The organism is Stutzerimonas stutzeri (assembly GCF_019090095.1).
GTDB lineage: Bacteria > Pseudomonadota > Gammaproteobacteria > Pseudomonadales > Pseudomonadaceae > Stutzerimonas > Stutzerimonas stutzeri_AN.
The window spans coordinates 875,108-896,866 of record NZ_JAGQFP010000001.1; the positions used below are offsets into that span (position 1 = coordinate 875,108).

Genomic DNA, 21,759 nt, shown 5'->3' on the forward strand with positions numbered 1-21,759 from the left:
GCCCACGCCTTGCGCAGAACGCCTACCCCTCGAGTATGCAATCGACGGTATAGCGCGTGCCGTCCGGATGTTCTTCACGCTGCAGTCCGTGCACATCGGCGTCGAACCCGGGGAAACGCTCGGCAAAACGCTGGGCGAAGTCCAGATAGTCGAGGATCGATCGCGTCTCAGCAGTGAAGCGCTCGCCCGGCATGATCAGCGGAATCCCTGGCGGATATGGCACCAGCATCACAGCGGCGATGCGGCCTTCAAGCGCATCGATGGGTACGGCTTCGACCTCACCGCGGACCAGCTTGTCGTAAGCGTCCGCTGGCTTCATCGCCAGTGCAGGCAGCGCCGTGTACATGCGCCGCATGGCCTTGGCGGTGGCGTTCTCCCGGTAGCAGTCGTGTAGCGAGTCGCACAGATCCCGCAGGCCCATGCCGACATACTGACTGCCTCCCGCCTGGACGATGCTCGGCAACGCATCACACAACGACAGGTTATTGTCGTAGTGACGCTTGAACTCCAGCAGCTCCGTCAGCAGCGTGCTCCATTTGCCCTTGGTAATGCCCATGGAGAACAGCACCAGAATCGAATACAGCCCGGTCTTCTCGACGACCAGGCCCCGCTCCCACAGGAACTTGCTGACCACCGCAGCCGGAATGCCCCGCTCGCTCAGCTTGCCGCCAGCCGTGAGCCCCGGCGTGACCAGGGTGACCTTGATCGGATCGAGCAGCACGTAATCGTCCGCGACGTCGCCGAAGCCATGCCAGTCCGCGTCGGGTTCGAGCAGCCAATCGGAGGTGACCAACTCATCCACGCCGTCCACCGCATGCGGCTGCCAGATGCTGAACCACCAGTCATCAGCCGCCAGATGTTGCCGCAGATTGGCCAGCGCACGGCGAAAACTCAGGGCTTCGTCGAAGGTTTCCTGGATCAGCGAACGCCCAGCGGGACCTTCCATCATGGCCGAAGCCACGTCGAGCGATGCGAGTATCCCGTACTGCGGAGAGGTCGAGATGTGCATCATGAAGGCTTCGTTGAAGCGATCGCGGTCCAGTTGCCGTTGCTGACTGTCGAGCACGTGAATCATCGAGGCCTGGCTGAAGGCCGCCAACACCTTGTGCGTCGAGTGGGTGGTGAAGACCAGCGGCCCCTGCTCGCGCGTGTCCATCCCATAGCGTCCGTCATAGAACTCATGAAACGCCGCATACGCGTACCATGCCTCGTCGAAGTGCAGCACATCGACGCTGTTGCCTAACGTCCGCTTGATCAGATTGGCGTTATAGCAGAGGCCGTCATAGGTGGAGTTGGTGACCACAGCCAGCTTTACCCGCGGCGACCGCCCCCGGGTCAGCGGGTTTGCGTCGATCTTGGCCTGAATGGATTCGGGTGAGAACTCTTCCAGCGGGATCGGCCCGATGATGCCGAGTTCGTTGCGCGACGGGGTGAGGTAGAGCGGGATCGCGCCGGTCATGATGATCGAATGCAATATCGACTTGTGACAATTGCGATCTACCAGCACCAGATCGTCCCGCGCGACCATCGAGTGCCAGACGATCTTGTTCGCGGTCGAGGTGCCATTGATCACGAAGAAGGTGTGGTCCGCGCCGAAGTTTCGCGCCGCACGCGCCTCGGCTGCCGCCAACGGGCCGGTGTGATCGAGTAGCGAGCCGAGCTCCGGCACCGAGACCGACAGGTCGGAGCGCAGCGTGTTTTCGCCGAAGAACTGATGAAAGGCCTGCCCGACCGGGCTTTTGCGAAAGGCAACGCCACCGCCGTGGCCAGGCGTATGCCAGGAATAATTGGAGTCGCCGGTGTGCTGCACCAGCGCGCGGAAAAACGGTGGCAGCAAGCCGTCCAGATAGGCGCGGGCAGCTCGCGCCACTTGCCGTGCCAGAAAGGGAACGGTGTCTTCGAACAGATAAAGCAAACCGCGCAGTTCGTTCAGGTCCGCCATCGCCTCAGCAGGCGCATTTTCGATGGTGATCTGCTCGCCCAGGGCAAAGATCGGTAGCTGAGGCGCGCGACGCCGAGCGACACGAATCAGCCCGACGACGTCCTGCAGCAGCCGCTGATTCTCCCCCGCTCCCTCAGCTGCGACCAGAATGCAGGCCAACCCGTGGTGGGTAGAGGCGACGATGCGGCCCTCGGCAGCGCTGCCCGTCGGGAGAATATGAAAGCCATCCCGTTCGAGCTCTGCAGCAATTTCACGAACCCGCTCACCAGCAACCGTATCGGCCTTGATGTCGCGGTGAACGATGAGGATGGGAAACTTGAGGTCTTTGTACATGGGCGCTTCCTGGAGACATTCCCCTCCAGCGTAGAAGCTCCGCCCTCAAGCTCCAAGCGCGAAATGCGCGGGGGAAGATTACCGCCAGCCCCGCTCAAGCCGGCAGGGCTTGGGCCTCGATGTCGGCCGGTTGCTCCAGCTGCACCCAGAGTGGCGCCGCGCCTGCGGCCTTCTCGATAGCCTGCATGCGCGCCGCATGCGCAGCGAGCTCCTGAGCATCGGCACGAATGACCAGCGTCCTGGGTCGATCCGCCGGCAGCCGGCGAATCGGCGTGGCCTGCTGGCGACCACCGTTTTCGGAGTCGGCACCATCACCGGCCAGGGACAGATTGGTCTGCCCACCAGTCATGGTCAGGTAGACGTCGGCGAGAATCTCCGCATCGAGCAGAGCGCCGTGCAGGTCACGGCCCGAGTTGTCTACGCCGTAACGCTTGCACAACGCGTCGAGGCTGTTGCGCTGGCCGGGATGGCGCTCGCGCGCCATCAACAGGGTATCGAGAATGCTGCAATGATCGCTCAGCTCGGCACGATCTTGCTGGCCAAGCAACGCGAACTCGTTATTGATGAAGCCGACGTCGAACGCCGCGTTATGGATGATCAGCTGCGCGCCCTTGATGAACTCGAAGAACTCGTCGGCGACATCCTTGAACCGCGGCTTGTCGGTCAGAAACTCATTGGTGATGCCGTGAACCGCGATGGCGCCTTCGTCGACTTCCCGATCCGGCTGCAGGTACACATGATAGTGCCGGCCGGTCAGGCGCCGCCCGATGACTTCGACACAGCCGATCTCGATGATCCGGTGGCCATCGGTCACCGGCATGCCAGTGGTTTCGGTATCCAGCACTACGCTACGCATATTTCATATCACTCAAGCGGTTTGTCGTTTGGCCTGTACTACGCCGCGATTGGCCAGGATATCGGCGCGTTCGTTTCCCGGGTGGCCGGTATGACCGCGCACCCACTGCCAGCTCACCTGATGGCGATTGACCTGCTCGTCGAGCTGACGCCAGAGATCGGCGTTCTTGACCGGCTGCTTGGCGGCCGTCTTCCAGCCACGCTTCTTCCAGTTGGGCATCCAGTCATTGATGCCCTGCATCACGTACTGGGAGTCGGTGACCAGCTTGACCTGGCAGGGCCTCTTCAGTTCCTCCAGTGCCCGGATCGCCGCCATCAGCTCCATGCGGTTGTTGGTCGTCTCGGCTTCGCCGCCCCATAGCTCGCGCTCCACGCCCTTGTAGACCAGAAGCGCGCCCCAGCCACCGGGGCCCGGATTGCCCTTGCAGGCGCCATCGGTATATATCTCGACTGTTTCGTCACTCATGAAGGAGTATCTGCCTGCTTACTGTTCGGCATCGCGGCGGCTGACCTTGGCTACCGGCATGGGCAGGAGTTGGCCCATGCGTTCACGGCGGCTTTGCCGGAGCGGGCGCAGGCCTACCATCAACTTGCGCGCCACCAGCAGATAAAAACCGCCGGTCGGCAACTTCATCCGTTCGCCTGCGATTTCCAGCGGCGACAATCGCGCCTGCCACTGGCTCGAAGAAAGCGGCGGACAATAGCACCCGAACCGGCGTTTCTCCAGCGCGAATCCCAGCAGGTTCAACCAGTCACCGACGCGGGTGGGACGGATGCATCGCGCGTGACGCAACGCCCTACGGGTCAGCAGGCGTGACGCTCCCCATACGCTCCAGGGATTGACCCCGACGATCAGCAGATGCCCGCCAGGCCGGACGCTACGTGCGGCTTCGCGCAGCAGCGCGTGAGGCGAGAGACTGAAGTCAAGCCCATGCTGGATCACCACGACGTCGGCGGCGTGCTCGCCAATGGGCCAGGACTGCTCTTCGCACACGATTTCGATACCGGCAAGCGGTGGCCCCAACCGCACACTGCGCTTGATTTTCTGCGGCTCGATCGCGGCATTGGCAAAGGGGCCGTAATGCACCAGATAACTGCCGAAACAGCGCGACAACTCCTGACCGATCACGCGCCGCTCCTGATCGAGCAGTTGCCGACCCGCAGGGCTATCGAACCAGGCGCTGGTTTCGTTCATCAGCGATAGCCAACGCTCATCCGGCTTGGTATTGGATTCACTCATGGCAAGCCTCCGCTCATCGGTTCACCGCTCCGACCGGAGCTACCGGCCGGTTCAACTCTCTCCAGCCTGGCTGCTAGGATGCGCTTTTAAGGCTGACTTGGCGACCGGTGCCCATGTTGAAGATCGAAGCTCTCCCCGCCTTTACCGACAACTACATCTGGCTGCTTCAGGATCCTGAGCAACGCGCCTGCGTGGCGGTGGATCCGGGTGAGGCGGGCCCCGTGCAGGCCTGGCTGGATGCCCACCCCGACTGGCGTCTGACCGATATTCTCATCACTCACCACCACCACGATCACGTCGGCGGTGTGCTGCAGCTCAAGGATCGGCACGGCGCGAAGGTCTATGGCCCCGCAACAGAGTCAATCCCGGGCCGCGACGAGGCGCTGGTGGCTGGCCAGCGCATCCAGGTGCTCGGCCAGACGCTCGAGGTCATCGAAGTGCCTGGGCATACCCTCGGCCACATCGCCTACTATCACGACGACTCGCAAGAACCGTGGCTCTTGAGCGGCGACACGCTGTTCGCAGCCGGTTGTGGCCGTCTATTCGAAGGTACCGCCGCGCAGATGTTCAGCTCCCTGCAGCGGCTGGCCGCGTTACCAGCGAGCACTCGCATTTACTGCACGCACGAGTACACGCTGAGCAACCTGCGCTTTGCCAAGGCGGTCGAGCCGAACAACCCGGACATCGCCGATCGCCTCGATCGGGTCACCGAGCTGCGAGACGCGAAGCGCATCACCCTGCCCTCTGATCTGCGTACGGAGCAGGCCACCAATCCCTTCTTGCGTAGTGCCGAACCCGCCGTCGTGGCGGCGGCTAGCCGACATGCAGGGCGCCCGCTCGACACGCCGGAACGCGTGTTTGCGGCACTGCGCGCATGGAAAGACAGCTTCTGACGAAGGTCGACTCGTCTTCAAAAACCGCAGCGCCGGGTTGACCCACCAGAACGGCATTCCTACACTCCCTCGAATTTTGCGCCAGGGACCCCTTCAGCCAATGCCGTCTGACTCCTCGAATTGCCCTCATCCGGACGCCTTGGCAGCCTCCGGCCGGGCCCTGGCGCTGGCGATCTGTCTCGCCATCACGGGCTGCCAAAGCACCGCTCCGCGCGCACCGACAGGCAGCGAGGCCAAGGCGGCGACCGTGCAGCCGCAGGAAACCTTGTGGCTGAACGAGAAGGATCCTGTCAGCCCGGTCTATTCGGATGTCTGGGACCGCATCAGGCACGGGTTTCAGCTTCAGGAGCATCTCGACAGCAACCCACGCATCGAACAACAGCGGCTACTGTTCTCCAGCCGCCCCAAGTCCATCGAAGTAGCCAGCGAGCGCGGTAGCCCCTACATCCATTACATCGTCGAGCAACTGGAAGAGCGCAACATGCCGCTCGAACTGGCGCTGCTCCCGATCATCGAGAGCGCCTACAATCCCTTTGCTTATTCGCCGGCCCAAGCTGTCGGGCTATGGCAGTTCATCCCTTCGACCGGGCGGCATTTCAATCTGCAGCAGACCAGCTGGTACGACGGCAGACGCGATATCACTGCCTCCACCACTGCCGCGCTGCGCTACCTGAACTACCTGCATGGTCTGTTCAACGATGACTGGCTACTGGCGCTGGCGGCGTACAACGCCGGCGAAGGAACCGTCAGCCGCGCAATCGAACGCAACCAGAAGCTCGGGCTGCCTACCGATTACTGGAACCTGTCGCTACCCAGCGAGACGCGCGATTACGTGCCCAAGCTGCTCGCCCTGTCGCAGATGGTCCAGGACCCCGAAGCCTATGGCCTTGCGCTGGACCCGATCGCCAACGAGCCCTACTTCGAAGTCGTAGCCCTCAAGCAGCGTATGGATCTGGCTCGTGTCGCGAAGATGGCGGATCTCGACGAAGATGAGCTCTACCAGTTGAACCCGGCGTTCACGCGCCGCATCACGCTGGACGGCCCACAGCATCTGTTGGTACCGAGCGCGAAAGCCGAGATGTTTGCGGCCAATCTGGCGCTGATGAAACCCCAGGATCTGGTCGACTGGCAGCAATACAAGGTTCGGCCAGGCGATACGCTGGGTGCGATTGCCAATCGACATGGGCTTTCGATCAGCATCATTCGGGACATCAATCGACTTCGAAACGACCAGCTACAGATCGGGCAAGTGCTCAGTATTCCCCAGTCGGCTGGCTCGAACCCTTCCCGCGAATTGCTGCATGCCGTCGCCAGGAGCCAGCCCGCCCCGCGCAGCTACCGGGTTCGTCCGGGTGACAGCCTCTGGGACATTGCCAAAGCACAGAAGGTATCCGTCCGGGATCTGCAACGTTGGAACAACCTCTCCGGCAGCTCGCTGAAGGTGGGCCAAGCGCTGTTCCTGCAGGCCGCCGGTAGCGATCGGCGGGCCAAGCCCGCCCCGACCTATTACAAGGTCAAAAAGGGTGACTCGCTCTACCAGATTGCCAGGCGGTTCAACGTCCAGATTCACAACCTGAAAACCTGGAATCCTCGCGATAGCGCAATGCTCAAGCCCGGGCAAACCCTGACGCTATATATCGCCCGCTGACCGGATCGCTCAATCTCGCCGGCCGTTTGCCAGGGCATCGAGGCAACGTCCGGCCAGTTGGGTAAAGCGCTGAAAAGCCACGAACTGCTCGTGCTTCAGGGCCCGGCCGGATAGCCGACTATCGGCATACAGCACTCCGATCTCCCGCGTCCCGGCCATCAGCGGAGCAACGAAGAACATGCCTTTACCCAGCTGCCGGCGAAGCGGCAGCGTCACCAGTTCTTCGAGGTTGTAGCTCGCCGGAACGCCCATCCACAATGCCTGACGCTGGCGCAGCACATAGCTGAAGATATGCGCCTGGCCGGTCGGATCAACCGGCAGAACGAAGCTCTCCAGCCAGGATTCGGTCTGCTCGCCGACCACACGCTTGGCACGAAATGAGCGTTGCTGGTCGGCAAGCACCGTCACCATGACGCGCTCGAGACCTGCCCCCTGATGCAGGCCTTTGAGCATCGCGTCGAGAATCAGGCCGACATCGCCACGGCTGACGGCCATCATCCCGAGGTCCTGCATGGCCTGCTGCATCACCAGCAGGTCGGGCTGCAACTGCATCGCCTGACGCTGCGCCTGCTGCAACTCGACCTGTTCGGGATCGGTCGAGGGAATGAGCTTGCCCAGCCGGCTGGCGCCGAACGTGGTCGCCACGTTGACCGCCTCGTCAGCGCTGGCCAGAATCTGCTGCATGGCGTCGGCTTCGGAGATCCCGCTGAACTCGGCCAGCTCCCTGACCAAGCCCTCCATCTCCGTGCAGCCCCACCCGTTAAGCGCCGCAGTGCTGATACGGACCCCAAGGCTCACCGAGCGTACAGCGGGGTCGCGCAGATTGGCCGAGCCATGAGCAAAGCTGGCGAGCTCGCCAATGTTCCAGCTTTTGATCAAACCGAGATTCAGCTGACGGAAACTGGTACCGAGCACCTGCTCGACCGCCTGATCATAATCGGTACCGCTGGTCGCCAACGCCTCACCCAGCTCATCGGCTTGCGCACCGCCACAACCCCAGAAGGCCAGTTCACCCACTTCGTGCAACAGCGCGGCAATGAAGACTTCCTCTTCGTGCCGGGTCAGTACATAGCCCGCGATGTTGCGCGCCTGCACGGCCGCGTGGAACGAACGCGCCAACAGCTCCTGCAGTTGCTGACGCGGCGCCCTGTCGAGCAGCCCGTCGATCAGACTGACCGACAAACTGATCAGGCGCACATTGTCGAAGCCAATCATGACGATGGCACGAGAGATGGTCTTGATGGTTTCCTGCGACGGGTTGTAATAGCTGCTATTGCCGACCCGCAGGACCTTCGATGTGAGCGCGGCATCACGCAGCAGAACATCGGCCAACTGTTGAACGGACGCGTGTTCCTGTTCCGTGAGACGTTGCAGGTCCTGCACGACAGCCGCCAACGCGGGCAACTCGGACTGGTTCAGGCGGTCAATCCACGCCTGCAGGCCATAGCAACTATCACTCAAATTTTGCGACCTCAAACAATGGTCAAGCAGCGGATCGGAAAGGCAGTTTGCCTCAGATAGTCGGCCTTTTTCCAGCCGATACAAGCTGTTACTGTACCCCGCCGAGAAGACCTAAAGCGCGCCATGGATTGGATTCACAATTTGCTGCGACCCATCCTGACAGTGTTGACCTGCTTGAGCTTGAGCGCTCCGTCCTTCGCGACCATTAGCGAGAGCCACGGTTATGCGCAGTTCGGCACCCTCAAGTATGCGCAGGACTTCACCCACTTCGACTGGGTGAATCCCGATGCGCCCAAGGGTGGTCGCGCGCGCTTGATGGCCTCGGGAACGTTCGACACGCTCAACCCCTACACTTTCAAGGGCACCAGCCCGACAGCGACCCCGGGTTTCCTGCAGTACGGCATCAGTGAGCTGAACGAGCCGTTGATGGTCGGCACCGGAGTCTATGACCCATCAGGCGACGAGCCTGCTTCGGCCTACGGACTGATTGCCGAGAGCGTCGAATACAACGAAGACCGTAGCTGGGTGGTATTCAATCTGCGCGATTCGGCCCGCTTCCATGATGGCCATCCGATCACCGCTTACGACGTGGCCTTCTCATATCGTCTGCTGGTCAAAGACGGCCATCCTCGCTACCGCACCGACCTCAAGGGTGTCGAACGGGTCGACATCCTCAACCGGCACCGCATTCGTTTCGTCTTCGACAAACCCGGCCAACCGTTGCTGATCATGCGCCTGGGTGAGCTGCCCGTCCTGCCGCAACACTACTGGAAAGACCGCGATTTTCGCGCGACGACCTTCGAGCCACCATTGGGCAGCGGGCCCTACCGCATCAGCGAGGTTCAGCCCGGGCGCCGCTTGACCTTCGAACGGGTCAAAAACTGGTGGGGAGCGGATCTTGCGGTCAACCGTGGCAAGTACAACTTCAACCGCGTCGACGTCGAGTTCTACCGCGACACCACGGTGGCCTTCGAAGCGTTCAAAGTCGGCGAATTCGACTTCTATATAGAGCACCAGGCGAAGAACTGGGCCAACGGCTATCAGTTCCCTGCCGTGCTGCGCGGCGATGTGATCCGTGCCGAAATACCTCACCAGATCCCCACCCAAACGCAGGCGCTGTTCATGAATACGCGGCGCACGGCCTTCGCCGACCAGCGTGTTCGTCAAGCGTTGGGGATGCTGTTCGATTTCGAATGGACCAACCGGGCCCTGTTCTATGGCGCCTATCAGCGTAGCGAAAGCTACTATCCCAACAGCGATTTCGCCGCGACCGGCACGCCCGAAGGCGGCGAATGGCTGCTGCTGTCGCCGTTCCGCGAGCAACTGCCGGCCGAGCTATTCAGCGAGCCGTTTCAGCTACCGAAAACCAACGGGCGCGGCATCCCACGCCGCACGCTACGCAAGGCGCTGGGATTGTTCGAACAAGCGGGCTGGAAACTGAAAGCCGATGGTTTGCGCGACAAGGCCGGCCGCCCGTTCCAGTTCGAGATCCTGCTGGTCAATCCAGGGCTTGAGCGCATCCTGCAACCCTATGTTGAAAGTCTCGCCCGGGTGGGCATCCAGGCCCGCCTGCGCACCGTAGATAGCGCGCAGTATAAACAGCGCCTGGATCGGTATGACTACGACATGATCCTGACGACACTAGCCCAGAGCCTGAGCCCGGGATTGGAGCAGTGGCTGTATTTCCATTCGAGCCAGACCAGCATCAAGGGCGGCCGCAACTATGCGGGCATCGCCAATCCGGTGGTCGACCAACTGCTGGAGAAATTGCTTGCGGCCAGCACCCGTGAAGAGCAGATTGCCGCAGCGCGCGCCATCGACCGCGTCTTGCTCTGGAATCACTACACCATTCCCAACTGGTACATCGGTTACCACCGCCTGGCGTACCGTAATCGGTTCGCGCACGTGACCACTCCGCCATATACGCTGGGGTTACGCGCCTGGTGGTTGAAAGACTTGGAGAAGACTCAATGACAGTATTCGCACGACTGCCGCTGCTGCACGCCGCTGCCTTCGTCATCCTGTGTCTTTCGGGCACGGCCGAAGCAGCGACGCAACACGCGTTGACGCTGTACGACGAGAAGCCCAAGTACCCGGCGAACTTCACTCATTTCGACTATGCCAACCCGCAAGCCCCAAAAGGCGGCACCTTGCGCCAAGCCGGCTCCGGCAGCTTCGATTCGCTCAACCCCTTCATCAACAAGGGTGTCGCCGCCGACGATATCGGCCTCATCTATGACACCCTGACAGCCCAAAGCCTGGACGAGCCCTTCACGGTTTACGGGCTGCTGGCCGAACGCATCGAGAAAGGGCCTAACAATCAGTGGGTTCGCTTCTACCTACGCCCCGAGGCACGTTTCCACGATGGCGAACCCGTTACCGCCGAGGATGTGGTCTTCACCTTCGAAACCTTGCTGGCAAAAGGCGCCCCGCACTATCGAGGGTACTACGCGGACGTTGAAAAGGCTGTCGTCGAGGGGCCTCGCCAGGTGCGCTTCGACTTCAAGCACGCCGGCAATCGGGAGCTACCGCTGATTCTGGGTCAACTACAAGTGCTGCCAAAGCATTGGTGGGCGGACCGCGATTTCAGCGCCGGCAGTATGGAGCCTCCGCTAGGGAGTGGACCGTATCGCATCGAGCGGGTCGAGCCAGGCCGCTCGGTGCAATATGCCCGAGTCGAGGACTACTGGGGTAAGGACCTAGCCGTCAACCGAGGCTTCTACAATTTCGACCACGTACATTTCGACTACTTCCGTGACAGCACGGTAGCCCTGCAAGCGTTCAAGGCCGGGCAGTTCGACTACTGGCTGGAAAGCAGCGCGAAGAACTGGGCCAGCGCCTACGACATCGCTGCGGTCAGGGATGGGCGCATCATCAAGGAAGAAATTGCCAACCTGAATCCGCAAGGCATGCAGGGCTTTGTTTTCAACACCCGTAAAAAGCATTTGCGGGACCGCAGGGTGCGCGAAGCCTTGGCACTACTGTTTGATTTCGAATGGACCAATCGGCAACTGTTCAACGGTGCTTACACCCGCACCGTCAGCTACTTCGACAACTCCGAACTGGCCTCCTCCGGCCTGCCCAGCGAGGACGAGCTGAATCTGCTCGAACCCCTGCGTGGCAAAATTCCCGACGAGGTATTCGAAAAGCCGTTCGAACTCCCCCACACCAAAGGCGACGGGAGGATTCGCGAGCAACAACGCCGGGCCTACGAACTGCTCACCGAAGCAGGATGGAAGATCGAAAACGATCGCATGGTCGACGCTGACGGCAAGCCGGTAAAGTTCGAGTTTCTGCTGCTTCAGGCCGACTTCGAGCGCGTCCTGTTGCCCTACAAGCGCAACCTTGCCGGTCTGGGCATCGATCTCGAGATACGTCGCGTCGATGTCTCGCAGTACATCAACCGGCTTCGCTCACGCGACTACGACATGATCGTCAGCGGGTTCGGCCAGTCCAGTTCGCCGGGCAATGAACAACGGGAATACTGGCACTCATCGAGTGCCGACAATCCCGGAAGCCGAAACTTCATCGGCCTCAAGGATCCCGCCATCGATACCCTGGTGGAGAAACTCATCGCCGCCGATTCACGCGACGAACTGATCACCCGTACCCGCGCCCTCGACCGGGTCCTGCTCTGGGGGCACTACGTCATTCCTAATTGGCACATCAAGACCTGGCGTGTCGCCTACTGGAATCACCTGGCGCACCCGGAGACAACGCCCGCCTACGATATTGGCCTGATGACCTGGTGGAAGAAGCCGGACGTGAAAAAGCCGACGCCAGAGCCCATCGCCGAGCATCCGGACGCGCCTGCAGCCCCCGAGAACGATAGCTCGGAGGCGACGCGTTAAATGCTCGCCTATATTTTCCGACGACTGCTGCTGATCATCCCGACGCTATTTGGCATCCTGCTGATCAACTTCATCATCATTCAGGCGGCGCCTGGCGGCCCGGTCGAACAGGCGATCGCTAAACTGGAAGGCTTCGAAGCCGGCGCCACCAGCCGCATCGCCGGCGGCGGGTCGGAAGTTGCCACCGGCTCCAACAGCTACCGAGGCGCGCAGGGCCTCGACCCCGACCTGATCGCGGAAATCGAACGGCTGTATGGCTTTGACAAGCCAGCACCCGAGCGCTTCTGGATCATGCTCAGCAACTATCTGCGGCTGGATTTCGGCGAAAGCTTCTTCCGTGACGCGTCGGTCACTGACCTCATTATCGAAAAGATGCCTGTATCCATCTCGCTGGGGCTATGGAGCACGCTGATCATGTACCTGGCCTCGATTCCATTGGGCATCGCCAAGGCCAATCGTCATGGCAGCGCATTCGATGTCTGGACCAGTTCGGCGATCATCGTCGGTTATGCGATACCGGCGTTCCTCTTCGCCATCCTGTTGATCGTGCTGTTTGCCGGCGGCAGCTACTGGAACTGGTTCCCGCTGCGAGGGCTGACCTCTGCCAATTTCGACGAGCTGACCTTGGGTGGCAAGATAATCGATTATTTCTGGCACCTGGCGCTGCCGATCACGGCGCTAGTGATCGGCAACTTCGCGACGCTGACGCTGTTGACGAAGAACAGCTTTCTCGACGAGATCAGCAAGCAGTACGTCATCACGGCGCGGGCAAAAGGGCTGAGCAAGAATCGAGTGCTCTACGGTCACGTATTTCGTAATGCCATGCTGATCATCATTGCCGGATTTCCGTCGGCATTCATTGGGATGTTCTTTACCGGCTCACTGGTAATCGAGGTGATCTTCTCGCTGGATGGCCTCGGCTTGCTCAGCTTCGAAGCGGCGGTCAACCGAGACTACCCTGTCGTGTTCGGCACGCTCTTCCTGTTCACGCTCCTTGGCCTGGTGGTCAAGCTGATCGGCGACCTGACCTACACCCTCGTCGATCCGCGAATCGACTTCGAAAGCAGGGAGGCCTGAGATGCTGTCGCCGCTCAATCAGCGCCGTTTCGCCCTGTTCAAGGCCCACAAGCGTGGCTGGTGGTCGCTATGGATCTTTCTTGCCTTGTTCATCCTCAGCCTGGGTGCAGAGCTGATCGCAAACGACAAGCCGATCGTGGTGCGTTTCGATGGCGGCTGGTACTTCCCGGTGTTCAAGCGCTATCCAGAGACCGTGTTCGGCGGGGAGTTTCCGCTCCAGGCCGACTATAAAGGGCCTTATATCCAGGAGCTGATCAAAAAGAAGGATGGCTGGATGATCTGGCCGCCGATCCCGTTTCACCATTCGAGCATCAATTACGACTTACAGGTTCCCGCGCCTGCCCCGCCCTCCTGGACCAACTGGCTGGGCACCGATGACCAGGGAAGGGATGTGCTCGCACGGATCATCTATGGCTTCCGCATCTCGGTACTGTTTGCGCTGACGCTCACCTTGATCAGCTCCGTCATCGGCGTCGTTGCCGGCGCGCTCCAGGGCTTTTATGGCGGTTGGGTCGATCTGGTGGGCCAGCGGGTGCTGGAAATCTGGTCGGGGTTACCGGTGCTTTACCTGCTGATCATTCTTGCCAGTTTCGTTCAGCCCAATTTCTGGTGGTTGCTTGGCATCATGCTGCTGTTTTCCTGGATGAGCCTGGTCGATGTCGTTCGCGCCGAGTTTCTGCGCGGTCGCAACCTCGAATATGTGCGTGCAGCACGAGCGCTGGGCATGCGCAATGGCGCGATCATGTTCCGCCACATCCTGCCCAATGCGATGGTTTCGACCATGACCTTCATACCGTTCATCCTCACCGGGGCGATCGGCACGCTTACCGCATTGGATTTCCTGGGCTTCGGCCTTCCGCCTGGCGCCCCCTCGCTGGGCGAGCTCGTGGCCCAAGGCAAATCAAATCTACAGGCACCATGGCTTGGCATCAGTGCCTTTATGGTGCTGGCCATCATGCTGACGTTGCTGGTGTTCATCGGCGAGGCTGCCCGCGACGCCTTCGACCCAAGGAAATAGCATGGCTGAGAACCTGATAGAAGTACGCGACCTGGCCGTCGAGTTCGTTACCGGCGGCCAGGCAAAGCGGGTCGTCGAGGGCGTCAGCTTCGATATTCGCAAAGGCGAGACCCTTGCCCTGGTCGGCGAAAGCGGCTCCGGCAAATCGGTCACCGCTCACTCGATCTTGCGCCTGCTGCCCTACCCGCTCGCGCAACACCCCGCCGGTGAGATCCTCTACGCCGGCGAGGACTTGCTCAAGGCGAGCGAGAAGCGCATGCGTGGCATACGGGGCAATCGGATCGCCATGGTCTTCCAGGAACCCATGACGTCGCTTAACCCGCTGCATACGATCGGTAAGCAGATCAACGAAGTGCTGCAGATTCACAAGGGGCTCAACGGCAAAGCCGCGACCGCTCGCACGCTGGAGCTACTCGAACTGGTCGGCATCCCCGAGCCCGCCAAGCGCATTCGAGCGTACCCCCATGAGCTCTCGGGCGGTCAACGCCAACGCGTAGTGATCGCCATGGCGCTGGCCAATGAACCGGAACTGCTCATCGCCGACGAGCCGACCACAGCCCTCGACGTCACGGTACAGTTGAAAATACTCGAACTGCTCAAGGAACTGCAGGCCCGCCTGGGCATGGCCTTGCTGCTGATCAGCCACGACCTCAACCTCGTTCGGCGAATTGCGCATCAGGTATGTGTCATGCAGAGCGGTCGCGTCGTCGAACAAGCACCTTGCAACGAATTGTTCCGATCACCGCAGCATCCGTATACACGGGAGCTGCTCGCAGCGGAACCGAGCGGTCGACCTTTGCCGGTGGAGCAAACCTCGCCAACGCTGCTCAAGGTGAAGGATCTGCGGGTCTGGTTCCCGATCAAGAAAGGGCTGTTCAGGCACACCGTCGATCACATCAAGGCGGTCGATGGCGTTACCTTCGACCTGCCGAGGGGTCAGACCCTGGGCATCGTCGGAGAGAGCGGATCGGGTAAATCGACGCTGGGACTGGCGATTTTGCGGCTGCTGTCCAGCAGCGGAGAGATCCGCTTTCGTGACCAGACCCTGGAGAATATGTCGCAGCGGGCGGTACGGCCATTGCGGCGCCAGATGCAGGTGGTGTTTCAAGATCCTTTTGGAAGCCTCAGCCCTCGCATGTCGGTCGGCCAGATCGTCGGAGAGGGGCTCAGCATCCACGGTATGGGAACGGAGGAGGAACAAGCGCAGGCGATCATCGATGCGCTGGCCGAGGTAGGACTCGACCCCGAAAGCCGTCACCGTTACCCACATGAGTTTTCCGGTGGGCAACGCCAGCGGATAGCCATCGCCAGGGCGCTGGTTCTAAAGCCGGAGCTGATCCTGCTCGATGAACCCACCTCGGCACTGGATCGAACCGTGCAGCGGCAAGTAGTGGAGCTACTACGCTCCTTACAGGCCAAGTACAACCTGACCTACCTGTTCATCAGCCATGACTTGGCGGTGGTACGGGCGCTGAGCCATCAGATGATGGTGATCAAGCAAGGCCAGGTCGTTGAACAAGGGCTCGCGGAGACCATCTTCGCCGCCCCACAACATCCGTACACACAGCAGTTGCTGGAGTCGGCCTTTATGGTTCCAACAACTGATGAACAACCAGAAGAGGGACAAGCACATGGGTTTTCTTACCGGTAAGCGCGTATTGATCGTTGGCGTCGCCAGCAAACTGTCGATAGCCTCCGGCATCGCCGCGGCCATGCACCGTGAGGGTGCCGAGCTGGCTTTCACCTATCAGAACGAGAAGCTCAAGGGCCGTGTCGAAGAGTTCGCAGCGAGCTGGGGTTCGGGCCCGGAGTTGTGCTTCCCGTGCGACGTGGCCAGCGATGATGAAATCAACAAAGTGTTCGAAGAGCTGGGTAAGAAGTGGGATGGCCTGGACGGGATCGTTCACTCGGTAGGCTTCGCGCCGGGCGACCAGCTGGATGGCGATTTCACCGACGTCACCACCCGCGAAGGCTTCCGCATTGCCCATGACATCAGTGCCTATAGCCTGGTGGCGCTGGCCAAGGCTGGCCGACCGATGATGAAAGGCCGTAACGGCAGCATCCTGACGCTCTCCTACCTCGGAGCCGAGCGCACCATGCCGAACTACAACGTCATGGGCATGGCCAAAGCCAGTCTTGAAGCCGGCGTCCGCTACCTTGCAGGCAGCCTCGGCCCGGAAGGCACGCGTGTCAATGCGGTATCCGCCGGCCCTATCCGCACCCTGGCGGCGTCCGGCATCAAGAGCTTCCGCAAAATGCTGGCAGCCAACGAAAAGCAGACCCCGCTGCGCCGTAACGTCACCATCGAAGAAGTCGGCAATGCCGGTGCGTTCCTCTGCTCGGATCTGGCTTCGGGTATCAGCGGTGAGATCCTCTACGTTGACGGCGGCTTCAACACCACCGCAATGGGCGCGATGGAAGACTGACTGATCAGCTCGAAAAAAACCCGCATCGAATGCGGGTTTTTTTATGTCAACGGGCGACGTGATCAGTATTTCTCGATCTTCGCCTCGGCGTGCAGCATTTCTCTGTAAGCGGCAAAATCCTGCTGACCACTGCGCGATGCCAGGAATCGGCGGTAGTTCTGCTTTTCTTCAGCCGAGAGTTCAGCTGTCGGCTCGCTCACGCCGCTCAGCCGTATTACCACGTAGTCGCCGTTAGCAAGACGGACACTGCCGTAGGTCGGTTTGTCGTTCGAGGACGGTTTCGGCATCCGGAAGACCTGCTGAAGCACTACAGGCTCGACACCCTCCTGATTACGCGACGCCGCTTCGACCGACTGCCATTGCTTATCCACCTGGCCGCCATCGCGGAGTGTCTTGATCAACTGCTCACCGGCATCCTGCGCCTGATCCGCTGCCTTGCTGCGCTGCAGCTGCGCGATGATGTCGCTCTTCACGGCGTCGAACGCCAGTACTTCGGGTTTCAGGTGCTCTTTTGCACGCACCGCGACGACCGTATCCGGGTCCAGCTCAATGACACTGCTGTTGGCGCCGTCGATCAGCACCTCATCGCTAAAGGCCGCCTGAATGACCTGCCTGTTCGCAGCAATGCCGGCTCCGCCCTCACGCCCGAACGGCTCGGTGGTCTGGACAGTCAAACCCAGCTCTTGGGCCGGCTGAGCAAGGTCGGATGACTCGAATGCAGTGTCCTCGAGCTGCTTGCTTGCCTCGACGAAACGCTGCTCCACCTGCTGGGCCTTCAATTCGCGCACCAGCTCCGGCTTGATGCTCTCGAGTGTCGGAACCTCGGGCGATTGCACGTCCAGCAGCTTGATGAGATGCCAGCCGAACTCGGACCGTACCGGTGCCGATACTTGCCCCTTGTCCAACGCATACAGCGCCTTCTCGAACGCCGGGTCGTAGACGCCAGGCCCGGCGAATCCAAGATCGCCTCCTTCATTGGCCGATCCCGGGTCTTCGGAGACGTCCTTGGCCACCGCGGCGAAATCCTCGCCTGCCGCCAATCGCTTGGCGATCGCTTCGATTTTCGCCTTGGCATCGGCATCGTTGGCGTCGTCGGCTTCGATCAGAATATGCGCGGCCCGGCGCTGCTCTGCGAGATTGGCAATACGCTGCTGATAAAGCTCTTTTATTGCCTCGTCCGAAACCTCGACCTGGTCGAAGAACGACTCCTTGTTCAGCTCGACGTACTCGAGCACAACCTGCTCCGGCGAGCGAAAACGATCGGTGTTCTGCTCGTAGAACTCGCGCGCCTCGTCATCGCTCACTTCGATAGCCGCCGTATCGGCCGCCACGGTTACGGTAGCGAAGTCACGGGTTTGCTGTTCCAGGCGCGCAAAGGCCTCGATCTGCTCATCGGTGACGAAACCAGAGCCGGAAATGCCGGCGCGAAGCTGCCCAATCAACATTTCCTGCTTCAGCAGCTCACGGAACTGGAGCCTCGTGTAGCCCATTTGCTGGATGACCTGATCGAACCGCGCCGCGTTGAACGCGCCGTCTACGGCGAACTCCGGAGTCTGCAGAATGAGCTGATCGAGGGCCGCTTCAGAGAAAGCGAAATCGGCGTCGTGAGCGCCCTGCAACAACAGCGTACGGTCGATGAGTGCCTGCAGGGATGACTCACGCACCAGCTTGTCGTCCAGCAACGACGGGTCGAAGTTTCCGCCCAATTGCTGGGCCAACTGCCGGCGTTGCATGTTCATGGCCTGGTTGAGCTCGTTCAGCGAGATGTCCTCGCCATTGACCTCGGCAGCGTTTCGACTGTTGCTGGCTGCATTGAAGATGGCGTCGAAGCCAGTCAGCGCCAGCAGCATGACGATGATGCCGATGATGGTTTTGGCAATCCAGCCTTGTGAATTGTCCCTGATGTTCTGAAGCATGCGTCCCCCAGGAGTCAGCTGCGCAATGGTCACTGCAGCACGGGTGGAATCCGGATAAAAGAAAGGCGCATCCAGGGATGCGCCTTCTCGGAGCTTTTGGAGCGGATGGGCCTTATCCCCCAAGCCCTAACGCGACAGGTAGTCCTGTCTGAACACCCGCCCCAAGCCAGGGCCAGCGCTAACTGACAACTGGCCGGATCGAAAACGCTTAGTTGACAGCGTCTTTCAGAGCCTTGCCAGCTTTGAAGCCCGGGATCTTGGCCGCAGCGATGTTGATCGGCTTGCCAGTCTGCGGGTTACGGCCGGTGCGAGCAGCGCGTTCCTTGACAGCGAAAGTACCGAAACCAACCAGCACCACGGAATCACCAGCCTTCAGAGCGCCAGTGACGGATTCGATCACTGCGTCCAGCGCGCGGCCAGCAACAGCTTTCGGGATATCAGCAGATGCAGCGATGGCATCGATCAGTTCCGACTTGTTCACTCTAAGTCCCCTTATTTCTGTTGAGTCGTACTTTAATTTTTTGGGTGTAAGCAAAGCGGTGCTGAAATAGCAGCAACACAGAGGGCCGGCTTATAACAAGGCCGTCGAAAATGTGTCAACAAAGCTATTCAGACTAATGCGTGCTGATTCGCTCCTTGGAATCAGTCTCGCGCTTGTCGTCCTTTGCAACAATATCGGGAGCCGCATCGGGCAAGGGCTCCGGCGCGTATTGCAGCGCAATTTGGAGGACTTCGTCAATCCACTTCACCGGTTTAATCTGCAGGTCCTGCTTAATATTCTCAGGAATCTCCTTCAGATCACGCTGATTTTCTTCGGGAATGATCACCGTCTTGATTCCACCCCGATGCGCGGCAAGCAATTTCTCTTTCAAACCGCCGATGGCCAGCACCTGGCCACGCAGGGTGATCTCCCCGGTCATCGCTACTTCCGCACGGACCGGAATCTGCGTCAGCGCCGAGACGAGCGCCGTACACATTCCGATGCCCGCGCTGGGACCATCCTTGGGCGTCGCGCCCTCCGGCACGTGAATATGGATGTCCTGTTTTTCGTGGAAATCCACCGGGACACCCAGGCTCTTGGCGCGGCTACGTACGACCGTGAGCGCAGCAGTGATCGACTCGCCCATCACATCGCCCAACGAGCCTGTCTTTGTCAGCCGTCCCTTGCCCGGCACCACGGCCGCCTCGATGGTCAGGAGTTCGCCACCGACCTGGGTCCAGGCCAAGCCCGTGACCTGCCCCACCTGGTCTTGCTGCTCAGCCAGCCCGTAGCGGAACTTGCGCACGCCCAGGAAGTGCTCGAGCGACTCGGCAGTAACCTTCACCTCGAAGCTTTTCTCTGCCGCGTGCTCTTTTACGACTTTGCGGCAAACCTTCGCGACCTGCCGCTCCAGGCTCCGGACGCCCGCTTCACGGGTGTAGTAACGGATGATGTCGCGGATCGCCTCTTCTTCGAACAGCAACTCGGCCTTCTTGAGCCCGTTGGCCTGGATCTGCTTCGGCACCAGATAGCGAATCGCGATGTTGATTTTTTCGTCTTCGGTGTAGCCAGGCAGCCGGATGATCTCCATACGGTCCAGCAACGGGGCCGGGATATTCATCGAGTTGGCAGTACAGAGGAACATCACGTCGGAGAGGTCGTAATCGACTTCCAGGTAATGGTCATTGAAGTTATGGTTCTGCTCGGGATCGAGCACTTCGAGCAGTGCCGAAGCGGGATCGCCGCGCATGTCATTGCCCATCTTGTCGATCTCGTCAAGCAGGAACAATGGATTGCGTACGCCCACCTTGCTCATTTTCTGGATCAGACGACCCGGCATCGAACCGATGTAGGTACGACGATGCCCACGAATTTCAGCTTCGTCACGCACGCCGCCCAGCGCCATCCGGACGAACTTGCGGTTGGTCGAGCGCGCAATGGATTCCGCCAACGATGTCTTACCGACGCCTGGCGGGCCAACCAGACACAGGACCGGGCCCTTGAGCTTCTTCACCCGCTTCTGGACCGCGAGGTACTCCAGGATACGGTCCTTGACCTCATCCAGACCGTAGTGATCGGCATCAAGCACCTCTTCAGCCTTGGCGAGGTCCAGGCGCACCTTGCTCGCGGCCTTCCACGGCACATTGACCAGCCAATCGATATAGGTCCGCACGACGGTAGCTTCGGCCGACATCGGTGACATCTGCTTGAGCTTGTTCAGCTCAGCTGTCGCCTTGGCATGTGCGTCCTTGCTCAAACCCGCGTTCTCGATTCGCTTCTTCAGCTCATCGACTTCGTTGTGACCCTCGTCAATATCGCCGAGCTCCTTCTGAATGGCCTTCATCTGCTCATTCAGATAGTACTCACGCTGGCTGCGCTCCATTTGCTTCTTCACGCGTCCACGGATGCGCTTTTCAACCTGCAGAAGATCGATTTCGGCGTCCAGCAACGCGAGCACGTGCTCGACGCGGGCGGGTAAGTCGATGATCTCGAGGATCGCCTGCTTTTGTTCGATCTTGAGTGCCATATGCGCAGCCATGGTATCCACCAGGCGCGCCGGCTCATCGATGCTGGCGAGCGACGAGAGCACTTCGGAAGGCACCTTCTTGCCCAACTGGACATACTGCTCGAACTGGCTCAGCAGGCTGCGGGTCAGGACCTCCGACTCACGCTCCTCGAGGTCCGATTCGTCGATCAGCGAGACGCGCGCACGGCAATGGTCATCCACCTCGAAAAAATGATCGATGATGCCGCGCTGCTCACCTTCCACGAGCACCTTGACCGTGCCATCCGGCAACTTGAGCAACTGCAGCACGGTCGCGACCGTGCCAACACGATACAAAGCCTCCTCGGAGGGGTCGTCGTCAGCCGGGTTCTTCTGGGCCAGAAGCAGTATCTGCTTGTCACCAGCCATGGCTGATTCAAGGGCCTCGATGGACTTCTCACGGCCAACGAACAGCGGAATCACCATGTGCGGGTAAACCACGACATCGCGCAGCGGCAAAAGGGGCAATTCGATGGTTGTCTTCATAAATTCAGCTCTACGACGGCCATACGGCGGTAAACGGGAAACACCCTGGCAATCAAGATGAGGGCACGCAACGTAAAAAACAAGGATT

The 21,759-nt window shown here is 60.4% G+C and carries 16 protein-coding genes; 8 read left to right on the forward strand and 8 right to left on the reverse strand.

The annotated features are described in order from the left end of the window. Nucleotides 1-22 precede the first annotated feature (22 nt). The 4 genes from KVO92_RS03730 to KVO92_RS03745 form a co-directional block, all read right to left on the reverse strand. Nucleotides 23-2,275 (reverse strand): arginine/lysine/ornithine decarboxylase, encoded by a 2,253-nt coding sequence (locus KVO92_RS03730; RefSeq protein ID WP_217474335.1) that lies wholly within the window; start codon nucleotides 2,273-2,275, stop codon nucleotides 23-25. A gap of 94 nt (nucleotides 2,276-2,369) precedes the next feature. Further along, a complete protein-coding gene (gene dnaQ / locus KVO92_RS03735) occupies nucleotides 2,370-3,131 on the reverse strand; it encodes a DNA polymerase III subunit epsilon (protein ID WP_217474336.1) in 762 nt (253 codons plus the stop codon). A 12-nt stretch (nucleotides 3,132-3,143) separates the two neighbouring features. Next, nucleotides 3,144-3,596 carry a ribonuclease HI gene (rnhA, locus tag KVO92_RS03740; RefSeq protein ID WP_217474337.1) on the reverse strand — a complete coding sequence of 151 codons (453 nt, stop codon included), beginning with the start codon at nucleotides 3,594-3,596 and terminating at the stop codon, nucleotides 3,144-3,146. Between the two features lie 18 nt (nucleotides 3,597-3,614). Beyond that, nucleotides 3,615-4,370 (reverse strand): class I SAM-dependent methyltransferase, encoded by a 756-nt coding sequence (locus KVO92_RS03745; RefSeq protein ID WP_217474338.1) that lies wholly within the window; start codon nucleotides 4,368-4,370, stop codon nucleotides 3,615-3,617. 113 nt (nucleotides 4,371-4,483) lie between these two features. Here KVO92_RS03745 and gloB point away from each other — a divergent pair, with 113 nt between their 5' ends. Further along, nucleotides 4,484-5,263 (forward strand): hydroxyacylglutathione hydrolase, encoded by a 780-nt coding sequence (gene gloB, locus KVO92_RS03750; protein WP_217474339.1) that lies wholly within the window; start codon nucleotides 4,484-4,486, stop codon nucleotides 5,261-5,263. Between the two features lie 100 nt (nucleotides 5,264-5,363). Further along, entirely contained in the window at nucleotides 5,364-6,911 is a 1,548-nt protein-coding gene (locus tag KVO92_RS03755; RefSeq protein ID WP_217474340.1) for a lytic transglycosylase domain-containing protein, read from the forward strand. A gap of 9 nt (nucleotides 6,912-6,920) precedes the next feature. Here KVO92_RS03755 and KVO92_RS03760 read toward each other — a convergent pair whose 3' ends face one another. Next, nucleotides 6,921-8,351 carry an HDOD domain-containing protein gene (locus tag KVO92_RS03760; RefSeq protein ID WP_217475419.1) on the reverse strand — a complete coding sequence of 477 codons (1,431 nt, stop codon included), beginning with the start codon at nucleotides 8,349-8,351 and terminating at the stop codon, nucleotides 6,921-6,923. Nucleotides 8,352-8,495: 144 nt separating this feature from the next. Here KVO92_RS03760 and KVO92_RS03765 point away from each other — a divergent pair, with 144 nt between their 5' ends. From KVO92_RS03765 to fabI, 6 genes are read left to right on the forward strand one after another with little or no spacing between them, the layout of a single operon-like run. Then, nucleotides 8,496-10,346, forward strand: a complete 1,851-nt coding sequence (locus KVO92_RS03765; protein WP_423836220.1) for an extracellular solute-binding protein — start codon at nucleotides 8,496-8,498, stop codon at nucleotides 10,344-10,346. Beyond that, nucleotides 10,343-12,223, forward strand: coding sequence for an extracellular solute-binding protein (locus KVO92_RS03770; protein ID WP_217474341.1), 1,881 nt, complete (start codon nucleotides 10,343-10,345; stop codon nucleotides 12,221-12,223). The genes KVO92_RS03765 and KVO92_RS03770 overlap by 4 nt, the downstream gene beginning before the upstream one ends. Further along, a complete protein-coding gene (locus KVO92_RS03775) occupies nucleotides 12,224-13,300 on the forward strand; it encodes a microcin C ABC transporter permease YejB (RefSeq protein WP_217474342.1) in 1,077 nt (358 codons plus the stop codon). Between the two features lies 1 nt (nucleotide 13,301). Continuing rightward, a complete protein-coding gene (locus tag KVO92_RS03780; RefSeq protein ID WP_217474343.1) occupies nucleotides 13,302-14,318 on the forward strand; it encodes an ABC transporter permease in 1,017 nt (338 codons plus the stop codon). A gap of 1 nt (nucleotide 14,319) precedes the next feature. After that, a complete protein-coding gene (locus tag KVO92_RS03785) occupies nucleotides 14,320-15,969 on the forward strand; it encodes an ABC transporter ATP-binding protein (protein ID WP_217474344.1) in 1,650 nt (549 codons plus the stop codon). Next, nucleotides 15,950-16,744, forward strand: coding sequence for an enoyl-ACP reductase FabI (gene fabI / locus KVO92_RS03790; protein ID WP_217474345.1), 795 nt, complete (start codon nucleotides 15,950-15,952; stop codon nucleotides 16,742-16,744). Before KVO92_RS03785 ends, fabI begins: the two co-directional genes overlap by 20 nt. 62 nt (nucleotides 16,745-16,806) lie before the next feature. On the opposite strand, the gene KVO92_RS03795 is transcribed toward fabI, so the two are convergent. The 3 genes from KVO92_RS03795 to lon form a co-directional block, all read right to left on the reverse strand. Further along, the gene (locus KVO92_RS03795; RefSeq protein WP_217474346.1) at nucleotides 16,807-18,660 is read right to left on the reverse strand and encodes a SurA N-terminal domain-containing protein; all 1,854 of its coding nucleotides are present in this window, start codon (nucleotides 18,658-18,660) and stop codon (nucleotides 16,807-16,809) included. 208 nt (nucleotides 18,661-18,868) lie between these two features. Next, nucleotides 18,869-19,141 carry a nucleoid-associated protein HU-beta gene (hupB, locus tag KVO92_RS03800; RefSeq protein ID WP_003282502.1) on the reverse strand — a complete coding sequence of 91 codons (273 nt, stop codon included), beginning with the start codon at nucleotides 19,139-19,141 and terminating at the stop codon, nucleotides 18,869-18,871. Nucleotides 19,142-19,274: 133 nt separating this feature from the next. Then, complete coding sequence (lon, locus tag KVO92_RS03805; protein WP_217474347.1) at nucleotides 19,275-21,671, reverse strand: endopeptidase La; 2,397 nt, start codon at nucleotides 21,669-21,671, stop codon at nucleotides 19,275-19,277. Nucleotides 21,672-21,759: the final 88 nt, after the last annotated feature.

Coding starts and splice junctions, on each gene's coding strand:
- KVO92_RS03730 (WP_217474335.1), bottom strand. CDS start 2,275: ATGTACAAAGACCTCAAGTTTCCCATCCTCATCGTTCACCGCGACATC.
- dnaQ (WP_217474336.1), bottom strand. CDS start 3,131: ATGCGTAGCGTAGTGCTGGATACCGAAACCACTGGCATGCCGGTGACC.
- rnhA (WP_217474337.1), bottom strand. CDS start 3,596: ATGAGTGACGAAACAGTCGAGATATATACCGATGGCGCCTGCAAGGGC.
- KVO92_RS03745 (WP_217474338.1), bottom strand. CDS start 4,370: ATGAGTGAATCCAATACCAAGCCGGATGAGCGTTGGCTATCGCTGATG.
- gloB (WP_217474339.1), top strand. CDS start 4,484: ATGTTGAAGATCGAAGCTCTCCCCGCCTTTACCGACAACTACATCTGG.
- KVO92_RS03755 (WP_217474340.1), top strand. CDS start 5,364: ATGCCGTCTGACTCCTCGAATTGCCCTCATCCGGACGCCTTGGCAGCC.
- KVO92_RS03765 (WP_423836220.1), top strand. CDS start 8,496: ATGGATTGGATTCACAATTTGCTGCGACCCATCCTGACAGTGTTGACC.
- KVO92_RS03770 (WP_217474341.1), top strand. CDS start 10,343: ATGACAGTATTCGCACGACTGCCGCTGCTGCACGCCGCTGCCTTCGTC.
- KVO92_RS03775 (WP_217474342.1), top strand. CDS start 12,224: ATGCTCGCCTATATTTTCCGACGACTGCTGCTGATCATCCCGACGCTA.
- KVO92_RS03780 (WP_217474343.1), top strand. CDS start 13,302: ATGCTGTCGCCGCTCAATCAGCGCCGTTTCGCCCTGTTCAAGGCCCAC.
- KVO92_RS03785 (WP_217474344.1), top strand. CDS start 14,320: ATGGCTGAGAACCTGATAGAAGTACGCGACCTGGCCGTCGAGTTCGTT.
- fabI (WP_217474345.1), top strand. CDS start 15,950: ATGGGTTTTCTTACCGGTAAGCGCGTATTGATCGTTGGCGTCGCCAGC.
- KVO92_RS03795 (WP_217474346.1), bottom strand. CDS start 18,660: ATGCTTCAGAACATCAGGGACAATTCACAAGGCTGGATTGCCAAAACC.
- lon (WP_217474347.1), bottom strand. CDS start 21,671: ATGAAGACAACCATCGAATTGCCCCTTTTGCCGCTGCGCGATGTCGTG.